The sequence below is a fragment of the Flavobacterium davisii genome (genome assembly GCF_019565505.1).
Classification (GTDB): Bacteria; Bacteroidota; Bacteroidia; order Flavobacteriales; family Flavobacteriaceae; genus Flavobacterium; species Flavobacterium davisii.
Map to the genome: position 1 here is coordinate 3,154,946 of NZ_CP067378.1, position 15,148 is coordinate 3,170,093.

The window sequence follows — 15,148 nt, forward strand, 5'->3', positions numbered from 1 at the left end:
TTAAACAAACTCTATTAGTTTTTTGTACTTTCGTAACCGCAATGGTTTTGTTTTCAAGAAATGAAAACAAATTAAAAGGGAATCCAGTGTAAATCTGGAACAGTACCCGCTGCTGTAAGTTCTAAAAAAAGATTATAACAATTAGCCACTATTTTCATTTCAAAATAAAACGGGAAGGCGTTATAATTGGAACAAGTCAGAAGACCTGCCTTTGCATTGATTCGCGGCTTTCGGAGTAAAGGCTAATGAGTGAATATAATGCTTCCTTTATTTCACACGTCCTTTTTCTATGGTCGTTTATAATCAGTTAACGGGATTATTAACGAAAAAAAAATTAAGATGTCAAAGGATCTATCAAAGATTAAAAAAATTATTTATTTATGTAATGGTACTTGTTGTACAGATAATGGAGCAGAAGAAAACATTCAAGTACTTCGAAAAACTCTGACAGAACAAGAATTAAACGATGAAGTTCATACCATTCGAACTAAATGTCAAGGTTTTTGTAAAAAAGGACCTATTGTAAATATCCAACCCGAAAATACTTGGTATAAGGAAGTAGATATTGAAACTTCAAGAGGAATAGTTACAACTCATATTCTAAAAAATACATTATTAAAAAAAGACCTATTATTTTCTTCAAATAGTATAATCGAACCTAAAAAAAGAAAAATAATTTTTTCACAAAACTATTTAATTGGTTTTGTATTTTTTCATTCTTATTCTTTTTTCTAACATAAAAGCACAAAGTACGATTCATGGTTTTATTTTAGATGCCACAAATCAAACAAAAATTGTAGGAGCAACCATTAAAGTAAAAGAATCAGGAGAAAGTACCGTATCAGAAGAAAATGGATCATATACATTACAATTTAGTTCAGAGGGATTAAAAACGATTATTATTACTCATATAGGATATGATTCAATTAGTTTAAAAATAAATTTTAAAAAGAACGAACAAAAATTACTAAATGTTTCCTTATTACATAATGTAATGAATCTAGAAGAACTAGTAATTACAACAGCGTTTGCCAAAAAGCAAGAAAATAAAATAGATCAAATTAGTTTACAATTACAACCAATAAAATCAGGACAAGATTTACTGAGAGCAGTTCCTGGATTATTTATTGCACAACATGCAGGTGGAGGAAAAGCAGAACAAATTTTTGTTAGAGGAACAGATAATGATCACGGAACAGATTTTTCTATTCAAATGGATGGAATACCAGCTAATTTGCCTTCTCATGCACATGGACAAGGGTATGCAGATATGCACTTTATGATTCCTGAAACCATAGGAAACGTTCATTTTTTTAAAGGACCTTATGAAGCAAGTCTTGGTGATTTTTCAGTAGCAGGAGCAGCTCAATTTAATTCTAAATATCGTTTAGAAAAAAATAATATTAAACTAGAATCAGGTTTATTTAATACCCAAAGAGTTTTAGCAATGCTTCAAGTGCTAGATCAAAAACATTTAGTTTCTAAGTGGAATGATAATGCTTATTTTGCTTCAGAATACAATTATACAGATGGTTTTTTTGAAAGCAAATTAAAATTTAAAAGATTTAATTTTTTTGGAAGATACAATGCTCAACTTACCAATAAAACAGCCCTTGTATTGTCAGGATCCTATTTTTCAAGTAGCTGGAATGCTTCTGGACAATTACCTTTAAGAGCCATAGAAAAGGGGACTTTATCTAGATATGGTTCTATAGATGATTCTGAAGGAGGAATAGCTTCAAGACTTAATACAAATCTAATATTAGATACAAAGTTAAATGAAACTCAATCTTGGAAAAATCAATTCTATTATTCCAAAAACATATTCGACTTGTTTTCAAATTTCACTTTTTTTATGAACGATCCTATTAACGGAGATGAAATATTACAGTGGGAAAAAAGAGATTTGTTTGGATTAAAAAGTGTTTATAATAGATTAGATAATGTAGGAACAACAAAATTATATTCAGAAGTCGGGTTTGTTACTCGAACCGATATATTAGGATTAGGGAGAGATTATGTCTTAAAAAGAGCGTTTTTGAGCAAAGCAGCAAATGATCATGTAGCAATTACTAATTATAGTTTATATGTAGACGAAGATTGGCAGTTTGCTCCTAAATGGTCACTCAAATTAGGCTTTAGAAATGAGCTTTTCGATTTTTATTTAAAAGACAAAATAAATGATAATAATTCAGGCAAAAAAGCGGTCTACCGTTTTAACCCAAAGGCACAATTATATTTTAATCCTACCTCTAATTTGACAATATTTACAAAATGGGGTATAGGTTTTCATTCCAATTATGCACATACAGCAGTCAGTAAAGATCCCACTGCCAGTAATCCTGTTCCGCAGTCTCAAAGTCTTGATTTAGGCCTTATAATGAAGCTATACAAAAAATCTATTTTCAATTTTACAGCTTGGTGGACTGATAGTGGTTCCGAATTTAAATTTATTTCAGATGATGGAAGCTTTGAAAACTTAGGTTCCAGTAGAAAATACGGGATAGATGCCTCTTTAAAAATCCAATTCACAGATTTTTTATGGGCAGATACGAACTTAAATTACGCATATAGTTTTTTAAAAGAAGCTCCCAAAGAAGAAAATCTGATTCCTTTATATACTAGATGGAACTCAACAGGAGGCTTAACTTTAAAGTTAGAGAATGGTATTAACGCCAGTTTACGCTATCGTTTTATGGGAGAACGTCCTGCTGTTGAAGACGGATCTATATTTTCTAAGCCTTATACCATAACAGATTTAGTTATTAGATATACTAGACCACGATATGAAATGAGCCTTTCTACTGAAAATATATTTAATGTAAAATGGGATGAAGCACAATTTTATGATAAATCACGATTGAAAAATGAAACAGAAGCAGTGACAGATTTTCATAATACACCCGGAACCCCCTTTTTTATAAAAGGAAGCATTTCCTATTTCTTCTAAAAATTAAGTTATCAACTCATGGAACTATTAAGCAACAACTTATCAGCCTTACTTATTTTATTTATTTTAGGTTTACGACATGGTCTAGATCCAGACCATATTACCGTAATAGATAATTATACGTATCGACTACATGAAAAAAATGATACTTGGTCTAAATGGGTTGGAACCCTATTTACTTTAGGACATGGTGTAATGGTTACACTAATAGCATTGGTATTGAGTTATCTGAAAAATAATTTTGAAGTCCCTATTTGGGTTGATTCCTTACTTAATTGGTTGCCTATGTTTTTACTATTTACTATGGGAATTAGGAATATAATAACATTATTACAGTCAGAAACAACCTATTCTTTGAATATAAAAAAATACTTAATACCTAAATTCTTAGATAAAAGTATCCATCCCATTACAGTATTTATAACAGGAGTTATCTTTGGTTTTATATTTGACACATCATCACAAATTGCTGCCTTTGGATTAGCCGTTTCAGGAACTCATCATTGGTTATTTTCAGTAGTAGGAGGCGTTGTCTTTTCCATAGGATTAATGTTTACAGGAACAATAGATTCCTACTTATTAAGTAAATTATTAAAAACATTTGACCGGACTAAGATTCAAAAACATCGTTTTAAATTAAACATATTAATAACCATAATGTGTTTTATTATTCCCATTTATAAAATAATAACTCTTTTTAATTCTAATTTAGAATTAAACGATTTACAAAATAATTTAATAGGTATAGGATTCCTAGGAATTATCCTTTTCCTTTATTTTGATTTGTATCTTCGTTCAAGAATAAGAATAACAGAAAGCGAATGAAAAGACAAAAAATAAGTCTATTAGGTTGCGGTTGGTTAGGATTACCTCTAGCAGAAAGTCTAATAAAAAAAGGCTATGAAATAAAAGGCTCTACTACAAATCTTGATAAAATTCCTTTATTAAAACAAAAGGAATTTTACCTTACTTCATTTCAGTAACAGATACCGATATTGAAGGACAAGAAATAACAGAATTTTTAGATTCGGATATTCTGATAATTAATTTTCCACCTAAGAGAAGAGCTGATATTATTCTATTTCATACCAAACAATTTGAACAATTAATACCAGAAATACTAAAAAGTAAAATACAAAAAATACTTTTTATAAGTTCTACATCTGTTTATCCTGATACAAATGAAATCGTAACAGAAGAAGAAATACGAATGCCTCAAAAAGATAGTGGAAAAGCTTTATTAATAGTAGAAAAAATGCTTTTAAATCAAATCCAGTTTAAAACCACCATAATTCGTTTTTCTGGATTAATCGGTTATGATCGAATGCCGTGGCGTTTTTTAGCAGGCAAAAAGGAGTGGAAAATGGAGAGGCGCCTATAAACGTAATTCATCAAGATGATTGTATTAATATTATCCAAACCATTATAGCTAAAGAAATTTGGGGTGAAATATTTAATGCTAGTACCGACATCCATCCTAAGCGGAAAGAATATTATGAACTTGCAGCTGAAAAAATAGGTTTAGAAAAACCTACATTTGTTATTAGTCCGAATGAATCCTATAAAATTATAAATTCAGATAAACTCAAAACAAAATTAAACTATTCATTTAAGTATCCCAATCCGTTAGACTTATTAAATGAACAATAAAAATATGGATTTAGAATATCAAATACCAATTACTATAAGTATTGTAGGCGCTGGTCCGAGAGATCCTGAGTTACTTACAGTAAAAGCCGTTAAAAGAATTCAAAAGGCAGATATTATTTTATATGATAATTTAATATCATCAGAAATTCTAGATCTAACATCCTCTAATGCCAAAAAAATATATGTAGGTCGAAAATACGGAGATGTAGAAGATGCCATGAAACGTCAAGATACGATTCATGAGCTATTTTTTAAATATGCTCAAGAAGGAAAAAAAATTGTCCGTTTAAAGTCCGGTGATTCCTTTATTTATGGAAGAGTAGCAGAAGAAATTCGATTTCTAACCCAAAAAAATATTCCCTTTGAAGTTATTCCCGGAATCACAGCAGGAATTGCCGCTGCTAACTCACAACATATTCCACTTACAGAACGAAACAAAACGAATTCAGTTCTGTTTTGTACAGGCCATACCGCTACATACGATTTAGAACAGTTAGAGGCATTAGCTAATATGCTAAAAACAGGAACTACACTTATCATGTATATGGGGTATAAAAATTTGAAAGAAGTAATTACCACTTTTAAAAAAATTACACCTGATGAAACCTTATATATATCCGCAATTTCGAAAGTATCTCAAGAAGACGAAACCATTTTTAGTGGAACTTTAGATGAAATGGAGGAAAAATTAGAAATCAAAACAGTGCCAATGCCTGTCGTTTTTATACTAGGAAAATATGCTTTTCCTATAGATCATAATCCAATTAAAATAGTACAAGAAAATGAATACTAAAAAGGAATTTTAATTTGTGGACATGGAAGCAGAGATCCAGAAGGCGTTACTGGATTTAAAGAGCTAGTACGTCTTTTAAAGCTGCGTTATCCTAATTATGAGGTAGATTATGGTTTTTTAGAATTTTCACATCCCATTTATGCAGCAGCAGTAGAACGTCTTTATACTAAAGGAGTTAGAAAAATAATTGCCATTCCTGCTATTCTTTTTGCTGGAAGTCATGCTAAAAATGACATTCCTTACGAAATGAATACCATACAAAGTCAATATCCTGATTTGAAAATTATATTAGGAAAACATTTTGGAATAACCCCCTCAATACTACAACTCTCCAAAAAATTAATAGAAAAAGTTGAAACCAAATTAACAACTATAGATCGAAAAGATACCTGTTTATTAGTCGTAGGACGCGGAACCGCTGATCCTGATGCTAATTCAGATATAGCAAAAATGACTCGAATGCTATGGGAAGGCATGGGGTTTGGTTTTGCAACTACTACTTATATAGGAGTAACTCAACCATTATTAAAAGAAAGTTTAACTTTAGTAGATACACTTCCTTTTAAACGAGTTATCGTATTACCAGTATTCCTGTTCACAGGAGTATTGCTAAAAAAATATATACCCAAGTTGAAGAATTTGCTAAAGACTCAAAAACAGAATATTTTTATACCGCTTCCTTTGAATGCGATGAATTATTATTGCAAACAATTGATGAACGTATAAAAGAAGCCGAAGAAGGAAATCCTAATATGAACTGTCAATTATGCAAATATCGAACGCAAATTATAGGTTTTGAAACCGAAGTAGGTAAGGAGCAAATAGGCCATCATTTGGCCGTAAAAGGAATCCTATTTGAAGAAGAAGATAAAATCGTCACTAAAAAATCCCGTTTGACAACCTTAAAAAAAATATTAGGAATTTAAATAAAACAAATAACGACAGAAAGTTGGTAAAGAAATAATCAATGAAGAAAGGAAAAATATATGCCGTTTCATTAGGACCGGGAGATCCCGAATTAATAACCCTAAAAGGGTTAAAAGTACTTCAAAATGCAGATAAAATTTATTATCCGTGCTCTTTATTGGCTAATGGAAAAACAACAAGCTTTTCTTTACCTATTCTGCAATACCATCAGTTAGATGAAAAAAAGTTAGTAGGAATGTTTCTTCAAATGTCAGATGATAGAAGTCAAGCAGAAGCAACTTATTTAGCCACTTTTCAATCTATACTAAAAGATTATAATGAAGGATTAACTATTGCTTTTGTAAGCGAAGGAGATAGTTTATTTTATAGCACATTTGCCTATCTACTAGAACACATTCAAAAAAAAGAACTAAATGTTGAAATTATAGCAGGACTACCTTCATTTATATTAGGAGCAGCAGAACATAAAGTTCCTTTAGCTATATTAAACGAAAAAATAGCCATTATCCCCCGAATTAAAAACGATAATGAGCTAGAAAAGATACTAAAAGATTATGAAACAGTAGTACTTATTAAAGTACGGAGTATAATTCATAATTTAATGAATATTCTAGAATCCAATAATTTAACAGTTTTGTATGGTGAACGATTAGGTACTACCAAACAATACATTACAACCGATATAGAAGATATTAAAAACAGAGAAATACCTTATTTCTCATTGTTAATTATAAAAAAAAGAAAATGAAATTAAGCGTAGTAGGTATTGGACCCGGAAGCCAAGAATATATTTTGCCTTTAGCACAAAGTGTTTTGGCTAATGCTGATGTGGTGATAGGCTATCATTATTACTTTCAATTTATAGAACATTTACTAAAAGAAAATTGTGAATGTATAGGAAAAGAACTAACAGAAGAAGAAGCTCGAGCAGAATTAGCGGTTAATATTTGTGAAAAAGGGAAACAGGTGGTAGTAATCAGTTCAGGAGATGCAGGTATTTATGCCATGGCATCTTTAGTTTACCAATACGCCAGTACACAAACAGATAAAGAAATAGACCTACAAACTATTCCGAGGAATCAGCGCATTTATAGCCTCGGCTGGAAAATTAGGAGCTCCTCTGGGACATGATTTTTGTTGTATTTCATTATCTGACTTAATGACTCCTTGGACTACAATAGAAAATAGAATTCAAGCAGCTGCCAAAGGTGATTTTGTGACATCATTATATAATCCAAGAAGCAAAAAACGTTTTTGGCAGCTTAATCGTTTTAAAGAAATTTTTTTAGAGCATCGTAGTCCTTCAACTCCAGTTGCTGTAATTCGTCAAGTTACACGTCCTGATGAACATATTATCCTAACTACTTTAGGGGAATTTGATACTCAAATAGTAGATATGTTTTCACTTGTAATGATAGGTAATTCACAAACCTATCAATTCCAAAATTTCTTAGTAACACCAAGAGGATATTTAGCTCGAAAACCCCATACAGGTCAAGAAATACAAGATGAAAGTTTTCGACAAATTGAACAAAATTTGAAAAGAACCGATCTTTCTAAAGAAGACAGATGGGCTGTCATGCGTTGTATACATACTACAGCCGATTTTGAATATGAAAATTTATATTTATCTAATAATGATTCTATCAAAAATGGAATGATTATCTCCAAAACGGAGGAACCATTATTACCGATGTAACGATGGTACAATCAGGTATAACAAAAGAATTTTCAAATAAATACAAAAACCAAGTGCTCTGCTATCTTAATGATCCAGAAGCAACAATAGTAGCCGAACAAGAAAATATAACCCGTAGTCAAGCAGGAATCCGATTAGCACTAAAAAAACACCCCAATGCTTTATATGTAATAGGAAATGCACCTACAGCACTATTTGAATTATGCGAACAGATATTAGAAGGAAAAGGAAACCCTGTGGGCGTAATTGGTGTTCCAGTAGGATTTGTTAACGTAATAGAATCAAAACTAAAATTACAAGCTTTAACAACTATTCCTTATGTGATTATTAGAGAACGTAAAGGAGGTAGTAATGTAGCAGCAAGTATCGTAAATGCTGCCTTTACAGTTCATACAATAAATAGTAAATAAAATGAAAAAAGGAAAACTCTTCAGTAAAGAAGAAGCCAACTTATTGGAAGAAATTATTCTAAATAGGAGAGATGTAAGAGGCAATAGATTTTTAGATAAGACCATTGATAATGATTTACTAGATAAATTATTGTTTTCTGCCTTACATGCTCCATCTGTCGGTTTTTCGCAACCATGGGAGTTTTTAATTATAAAAAATAAGACCGTTAAAGAACAGATAAAACAAAGTTTTGACGAAGAAAATCATAAAGCCATTGCTTGTTTTCAAGATGAGAAACAAAAAGAATATATAAAACTAAAATTAGAAGGAATTATAGAATCTCCTGTAAACATAGCGGTATTTTATAAACCCTCTAATAACCCTGTATTAGGTCAAACGAGTATGCCTGAAATGGGATTATATAGTGTCGTATGTGCGGTTCAAAATATGTGGCTAACAGCACGCTCTTTAAATATAGGAATAGGTTGGGTAAGTATTTTAAATGAAGAAAAAGTTAAAAATATTTTAAATGCTCCAAAAGAAAACAAGTTAATTGCTTATTTATGTGTGGGATATGTTGATACGTTTTATACACAACCTGAATTAGAACTACTTCGTTGGGAAAAAAGAAAAGAAAAAGATACTGTTGTTAGAATAATTGATTAATGAGTAATAGTATGAGTAATAATTTATCCTTTGCATCAACACTTAATGTTGATAATAGTCAATTGTCAATTATAGATTATTATGTGATTGGAATTTCTAATAATCCTCATTTTATTTTAAGTGATGAGGTAAAAAAAATATTAAAAGAAAACCACTTTTTTTCAGGAGGAAAAAGACATTATGAATTGGTTCAGAATAAATTACCCATTATCCATCATTGGATTGAAATAAACAAAAACATAACAACTCTTTTTAATGAATACAAAAAAGCAACTAAACCTATCATTGTTTTTGCTTCAGGAGATCCGTTATTTTATGGTTTTGCCAATACCATTAAAAAATATCACCCTAACGCTAATATAAAAGTATATCCTACCTTTAACAGTTTACAGCTATTATGCCACAAAAATACTATATCATATCAAAATATAGTCAATACATCAGTCCATGGACGCTCATGGCAAGAACTAGATATAGCACTCATTAAACAATCAAGCTTAATCGGAATTTTAACAGACACTACTAAAAATCCGAATACAATAGCTCAACGAATGTTAGACTACAATTTTGATCATTATAAAATGATAGTCGGTGAAGCATTAGACGCTGAACAAGAAAAAATAACCTCTTTAAGTTTAATAGAAGCGGCTAAAAAAACATTTGATCCACTAAATTGTATACTACTGATAAAAGAAGAAGAAAAACAAAAAAAAATGGGAATTAGCGATGTTGAATTTATAGGTTTAGAAAATCGCCCTAATATGATTACCAAAATGCCTATACGTTTAATTAGCCTATCCCAGTTAGATTTATATAATAGAAAAACCCTTTGGGATATAGGATTTTGTACAGGATCCGTATCTATTGAAGCAAAAACGCAATTTCCTCATTTAAATATCATAGCTTTTGAAAAACGAGAAGAATGTAGTATAATTTTTGATATTAACACTAAAAAACATTCTACGCCCGGAATAACGAAGATAATCCATGATTTTTTTAAAGTAGATTTAAAAACAATTCCTACTCCTGATAGTGTTTTTATTGGAGGACACGGTAACAAGTTAGAAGCACTCATTTCCTTGATAGACAAATACCTCATATCAGGAGGGAAAATTGTAATAAATGCTGTAAAAAAAGAAAGCAAAGAAACCTTTATTAAAACGATCAAAAAGTTTAACTACCATTTATTAGACCCTATAGAAATTAATTTAGATAGCCATAATCCAATTACTATATTAACAGCAGAAAAAAAGAAAAATGAATAAAACAGCAATTATAGCAAGTACTGATAAAGGAATTGAATTAGGAGTAATTATTCAAAAAGAATTTCAAAAATCCATATTAGTATCGACTAGAAAAAATAATAATGTAACAGAAATAGAATCTATTAGTTCTTTTTTAGAAAATAATTTTCAAAAATTTGATTCCTTTATTTTTATTGGAGCACTAGGTATTTGTGTAAGAAGTATTGCTCCTTATATTCAAAATAAAATAAAAGACCCCGCTATTATTAATATAGATGATGCAGGGAAATTTGTGCAATCAGTACTTTCGGGACATTTAGGAGGAGCTAATGCAATAACCCAAAATCTTTCCAAAGTACTAGGAGCACAAGCAGTTATTACAACTTCTAGTGATACACAAAATATTTGGGCCCTAGATACATTATCAAAAGAATATAATTGGAAAAGTAAAAGCACCTTAGAAATGAATGCCATCATTTCCTTATTTGTTAATAATAAACCCACGGCAGTATTATTAGATATAAAAGATAGAGGTTGTACTTTTTTAGAAAGAAATAAACCCGATTTTGTAACTATTTATTATCATTATGATGCTATTAATTTTTCTAAATATGAACTTTTTATAGCCGTAACTTATACTACTTATGAAGCTCCAATTCCCGCTTTATATTATTATGCCCCCGTTATTACTATGGGTATGGGCTGTTCTAGAGGAATTGAATCCGATTTGTTAGAAACATCATTTAAAAATGAATTAAAACAACAAAACATAGCAGTAGAATCTATAAAATCATTAGGTTCTTTGGATGTAAAACATGATGAAGAAGCCTTTTTAAATTTAGCCAATACCTTACAAATACCATTTATCACTTTTACGGCAAACGAGTTAAATTCAAAAAAGGTTCTAAATCCATCAGAAATAGTTATGAGCAAATTGGGCGTTTATAGTGTTGCAGAGTCATCTGCAATGCTATTAGCACAAAATGACGAAGTAATTTTAGAAAAGAAAAAAATACACTTAGTTTCAGGTAAAAAACATACAATAGCTCTATCATTAGATAAAAAGGCACAACGAAAGGCTGAAATAATAATTGTAGGAGCAGGGCCCGGAGCAGCCGATTTAATTTCTGTAAAAGGAAAAGAATTATTAGAAGCAGCCGATTTAATTTTATATGCAGGAAGCCTTATACCAATAGAATTAACACATTATGCAAAACCAAATGCTATTGTACGTAATTCAGCGAGTATGACTTTAGAAGAACAAATAGAAATTATGAGTACGCACTATGCTAAAGGTAATTTAATTGTTCGTTTGCAATCGGGTGATCCATCTATATACGGAGCAATTCAAGAACAAATGACCATTTTTGATGAAAAACAAATGGATTATTCCATTGTTCCGGGCATTTCATCATTTCAAGCCGCTGCCGCTTATTTAAAATCAGAATTTACCATTCCCGAAGTAGTACAAAGTATTATTTTAACTAGAGGAGAAGGAAAAACGCCTCTTCCTAAAAATGAAAAGTTAAATGAAATGGCAAAACACCAAGCCACTATGTGTATCTTTTTGAGTGCTACCATTGCCAAATCAGTTCAAGAACAATTATTAGAACATTATCCAGAGGATACACCAGTAGCTGTTTTGTATAGAGTTACGTGGCAAGATGAAAAAGTATTTATAGGAAAACTTACTGAATTAGCACAAATAATTCGTGATAACAAACTTACCTTAACAACCTTAGTCATTGTTGGAGCAGCCATTGGAGCCAGAAAAAATCGTTCCTTTTTATACAATCCTGAATGGAAACATATTTTTAGAACAGGAAAAGAAGTAAAAATCAATCAATAATTCAACTAAACAATTTCGGAATTTAATAAAAATGCTATTAGTTTTTGGAGGTACTACAGAAGGAAAAAAAGTAACAAAGCTTCTAGAAAAAGAAGCTTTAGTTTACTATTATTCTACCAAAACAGAGATTGAATTTGATAAAAATAATCAATTTGGAATTTACCGTTTTGGTGTATTTACACCCAATGAACTCATTCAATTTTGCCAAAAAAATAACATTCAAACGATTATTGATGCCTCTCATCCCTTTGCTGAATTATTACATGAATGTATAGAAGAAGCACATCGTATCTTGTCAATTCCCGTTATTCGTTTTGAAAGAAAATACCCCGAAAGAATAATTTCAGACAAGATCATTTATAAAAAAAATTATCAAGAAGTAATAGATTATCTAAATAACAATGCCTTTTCTACCTTACTGGCTTTAACAGGAGTACAAACTATAGAAAAATTAAAATCTTATTGGGAAAAAAAACTACTTATTTTAGAATTTTACCCAAAAAAACGTCATTAGAAATAGCAAAAAAATCGGGTTTTCCAATAAAAAAAATGATTTTAGAATTTCCAAATAATGATCTGAATGATGAAATTAATATTATAAAAAAATATAATTGTGATGTTATCCTGACTAAAGAAAGCGGTGAATCTGGGTATTTATCAATAAAGATAAAGGCCGCTAAAATTTGTAATATCCCCATTATCATTATCAAAAGAAAACCTATACCGAGTAGTTTTATACTTGTTTCAAATGAAATGGATTTGTTTAACTCTATACTTTTAAAAAAATAAAAAATGGCTCTACTTCCAGTACCTGAAGGACCTTTACGCAATGGTTATACCACAGGAGCCTGTGCTACAGCCTGTGCTAAAGCCGCTCTTATAAGTCTTTTAGAACAAAGAGAAATTAAAGAAGTAACCATTACCTTACCTTTAGGGCAAAAAGCAACCTTTGTTATAACCTCTTGTTTTTTAGATTCAGAATCCGTAACCTGTACAACCATTAAGGATGCAGGAGATGATCCTGATGTTACACACGGAGCCACTATTGGTTGTACTATTTCATTAAATGAAACAAAAGAAATTCGTTTTTTACAAGGAAAAGGAGTAGGAATAGTTACTTTACCGGGATTAGCCATTGCAGTAGGAGAACCCGCAATTAATCCTGTTCCAAGAAAAATGATTACAGATACGCTCAATTTTATAAAACATAAATTACAATGCGATAAAGGAATAAATGTTGAAATTTTTGTAGAAAATGGGGAAGAAATAGCCCAAAAAACACTCAATTCCCGAATCGGAATTTTAAACGGAATTTCAATTTTAGGAACAACAGGAATTGTTAAAGCATTTAGTTCTTCCGCCTATATTGCCAGTATTACGCAAGGAATAGATGTGGCTATAGCAAATGGTTGTACTGAAATTGTCATTAATTCAGGAGGGCGATCCGAAAACTTATTAAAACAGCAATTTTCTTATTTACCCGACATCGCTTTCATACAATACGGGAATTGGATTGGTGATACTTTGACAAAAATTAATTCAGTTTCGTTAAAAAAAGTAAATATAGGAATCATGATAGGTAAAGCAGCTAAATTGGCGCAAGGTGAATTAGATACTCACAGTGGAAAATCGACTTGGGATAAAGAATTTATTTATCAAATGGCTAGAAAATGTGGTTATACAGACAAAAAATGTACCCCTATTTTAAATCTAAATATGGCAAGAAGACTTACTGAAATTTTTGATTTTACAATGGAAGAACCCTTTTTTCAATCATTACAACAACATTGTTATGACGTTTGTAAAAAACATATTCCAAATATAGAATTAAAGGTTTTTTTGATTAACGCAAATGATGAGGTAATTAGTTAGCAGATATTTTAAACCAGATTACGCGATATAGTTTGTGATGAGTATAAAAAAGAAAATGAAAATAGACCAAAATAAGAGTTGTACTATAGGGAAGACAAAAAACTATTTTTTTGATTCAAGTCATTTTATATGGAATAAGTTTCCAAAACGTAATTTGGGTTTAATCAAACACAGTAAGTAACAAAGAAAAAGAATACTATCATAAAAGGATACAAAAAAATATTACAACAAAAACTAAAAATAAACCTTATAAAAAAAATATAACAATTAGATGTAAAAAGTAAGTCAAAAAGCAAAATTAATGTGATGAACAAATTCCAGTATACAAAACTATTTCTTCGAGAATATTCGAACCGTTTGAATTAATCAGTTATTAATAAAATATAAATTTATAAAAAAGAATACAAAATGATAGGCTATTTATTTACAGATTCACTTCTATTAGGGATACAACATTCTTTTGAACCCGATCACATGGTGGCGGTTTCAGTATTAGCATCAGAACGAAAAAGTAACAAAATTAGCTTAGGCAAACTTTTATGGCGTTCTTCTCAATGGGCTATGGGACATTCAGTATCTCTATTAATTTTTAGTGCTTTTGCATTATTGTTAAAATCTACATTGCCACTTAATCTTTCCACTTATGCCGAAATATTAGTAGGACCCGTAATGATTTGGTTAGGAATATCAGCAATTCGTCGGAATCATCAGCTTAAAAAAATAATGGCAGATCATAGAGCTATTCCAGATCATGAACATACTACAAACGTTTTGCACATACACGGTAAACAAGGCGAAGAAATTTCTATGAATCTATTGAGTCGTACCTTTTGGGTAGGAATGTTACACGGATTAGCAGGTACTGGAGGTGCTTGTTCTATTGCATTAGTTATGGCATCTAAAGACTCTTATACAGCCATAGGAATTATTATTTTGCAAAGTATAGGAATTATTATTGCCATGACTACTTACAGTTGTGTTTTAACTTTTTCAGTTTCTCGCTTTATTGAACGAAATCAAATAGCCTTTAAAATAATGAATGCTATTGTCGGGATTTTTTCTATATTTATCGGACTTCTTTGGATTTATAATGCTATAAATAGTTAAA

The 15,148-nt window shown here is 30.6% G+C and carries 16 protein-coding genes, 2 pseudogenes and 1 riboswitch; all 18 genes and pseudogenes read left to right on the forward strand.

Features of this window, described 5'->3' with window-relative positions; genetic code table 11:
• Positions 1 to 25 precede the first annotated feature (25 nt).
• Positions 26 to 227, forward strand: a riboswitch (cobalamin riboswitch).
• Between the two features lie 112 nt (positions 228 to 339).
• On the forward strand, positions 340 to 735 hold the full coding sequence (locus JJC05_RS14970) for a (2Fe-2S) ferredoxin domain-containing protein (protein ID WP_235877744.1): 396 nt from the start codon (positions 340 to 342) through the stop codon (positions 733 to 735).
• Positions 704 to 2,950 (forward strand): TonB-dependent receptor, encoded by a 2,247-nt coding sequence (locus JJC05_RS14975; protein WP_235877746.1) that lies wholly within the window; start codon positions 704 to 706, stop codon positions 2,948 to 2,950. Before JJC05_RS14970 ends, JJC05_RS14975 begins: the two co-directional genes overlap by 32 nt.
• 18 nt (positions 2,951 to 2,968) lie before the next feature.
• Complete coding sequence (locus JJC05_RS14980) at positions 2,969 to 3,775, forward strand: HoxN/HupN/NixA family nickel/cobalt transporter (RefSeq protein ID WP_105196704.1); 807 nt, start codon at positions 2,969 to 2,971, stop codon at positions 3,773 to 3,775.
• Positions 3,772 to 3,933 (forward strand): hypothetical protein, encoded by a 162-nt coding sequence (locus JJC05_RS17695; RefSeq protein ID WP_258929290.1) that lies wholly within the window; start codon positions 3,772 to 3,774, stop codon positions 3,931 to 3,933. Before JJC05_RS14980 ends, JJC05_RS17695 begins: the two co-directional genes overlap by 4 nt.
• A 227-nt stretch (positions 3,934 to 4,160) precedes the next feature.
• Complete coding sequence (locus JJC05_RS17700) at positions 4,161 to 4,331, forward strand: hypothetical protein (protein WP_258929292.1); 171 nt, start codon at positions 4,161 to 4,163, stop codon at positions 4,329 to 4,331.
• Positions 4,307 to 4,600, forward strand: coding sequence for a Rossmann-fold NAD(P)-binding domain-containing protein (locus JJC05_RS17705; RefSeq protein ID WP_258929293.1), 294 nt, complete (start codon positions 4,307 to 4,309; stop codon positions 4,598 to 4,600). The genes JJC05_RS17700 and JJC05_RS17705 overlap by 25 nt, the downstream gene beginning before the upstream one ends.
• Before the next feature lie 4 nt (positions 4,601 to 4,604).
• Positions 4,605 to 5,393: a uroporphyrinogen-III C-methyltransferase gene (gene cobA, locus JJC05_RS14990; RefSeq protein WP_235877748.1), complete on the forward strand. Its 789-nt coding sequence runs from the start codon at positions 4,605 to 4,607 to the stop codon at positions 5,391 to 5,393.
• 12 nt (positions 5,394 to 5,405) lie between these two features.
• Positions 5,406 to 6,119: a sirohydrochlorin chelatase gene (locus JJC05_RS14995; protein ID WP_508625133.1), complete on the forward strand. Its 714-nt coding sequence runs from the start codon at positions 5,406 to 5,408 to the stop codon at positions 6,117 to 6,119.
• Positions 6,095 to 6,319 carry a hypothetical protein gene (locus JJC05_RS15000; RefSeq protein ID WP_235877749.1) on the forward strand — a complete coding sequence of 75 codons (225 nt, stop codon included), beginning with the start codon at positions 6,095 to 6,097 and terminating at the stop codon, positions 6,317 to 6,319. Before JJC05_RS14995 ends, JJC05_RS15000 begins: the two co-directional genes overlap by 25 nt.
• 41 nt (positions 6,320 to 6,360) lie before the next feature.
• Positions 6,361 to 7,068, forward strand: a complete 708-nt coding sequence (gene cobI / locus JJC05_RS15005; RefSeq protein ID WP_235877750.1) for a precorrin-2 C(20)-methyltransferase — start codon at positions 6,361 to 6,363, stop codon at positions 7,066 to 7,068.
• Positions 7,065 to 7,451 (forward strand): SAM-dependent methyltransferase, encoded by a 387-nt coding sequence (locus tag JJC05_RS15010; RefSeq protein ID WP_235877751.1) that lies wholly within the window; start codon positions 7,065 to 7,067, stop codon positions 7,449 to 7,451. Before cobI ends, JJC05_RS15010 begins: the two co-directional genes overlap by 4 nt.
• Positions 7,441 to 8,429: pseudogene (locus JJC05_RS17710) on the forward strand (precorrin-8X methylmutase). The gene JJC05_RS15010 and the pseudogene JJC05_RS17710 overlap by 11 nt, the downstream one beginning before the upstream one ends.
• A 1-nt stretch (position 8,430) precedes the next feature.
• Positions 8,431 to 9,075 carry a 5,6-dimethylbenzimidazole synthase gene (gene bluB, locus JJC05_RS15025; protein WP_105196701.1) on the forward strand — a complete coding sequence of 215 codons (645 nt, stop codon included), beginning with the start codon at positions 8,431 to 8,433 and terminating at the stop codon, positions 9,073 to 9,075.
• A gap of 11 nt (positions 9,076 to 9,086) precedes the next feature.
• Positions 9,087 to 10,340 (forward strand): precorrin-6y C5,15-methyltransferase (decarboxylating) subunit CbiE, encoded by a 1,254-nt coding sequence (gene cbiE / locus JJC05_RS15030; RefSeq protein ID WP_127822975.1) that lies wholly within the window; start codon positions 9,087 to 9,089, stop codon positions 10,338 to 10,340.
• On the forward strand, positions 10,333 to 12,168 hold the full coding sequence (gene cobM, locus JJC05_RS15035) for a precorrin-4 C(11)-methyltransferase (protein ID WP_127822976.1): 1,836 nt from the start codon (positions 10,333 to 10,335) through the stop codon (positions 12,166 to 12,168). Before cbiE ends, cobM begins: the two co-directional genes overlap by 8 nt.
• 31 nt (positions 12,169 to 12,199) lie before the next feature.
• Positions 12,200 to 12,957 (forward strand): annotated as a pseudogene (cobK, locus tag JJC05_RS15040) (precorrin-6A reductase).
• A gap of 3 nt (positions 12,958 to 12,960) precedes the next feature.
• Complete coding sequence (locus JJC05_RS15045; RefSeq protein WP_105196698.1) at positions 12,961 to 14,040, forward strand: cobalt-precorrin-5B (C(1))-methyltransferase; 1,080 nt, start codon at positions 12,961 to 12,963, stop codon at positions 14,038 to 14,040.
• 408 nt (positions 14,041 to 14,448) lie between these two features.
• The gene (locus JJC05_RS15050) at positions 14,449 to 15,147 is read left to right on the forward strand and encodes a hypothetical protein (RefSeq protein ID WP_088390837.1); all 699 of its coding nucleotides are present in this window, start codon (positions 14,449 to 14,451) and stop codon (positions 15,145 to 15,147) included.
• Position 15,148: the final 1 nt, after the last annotated feature.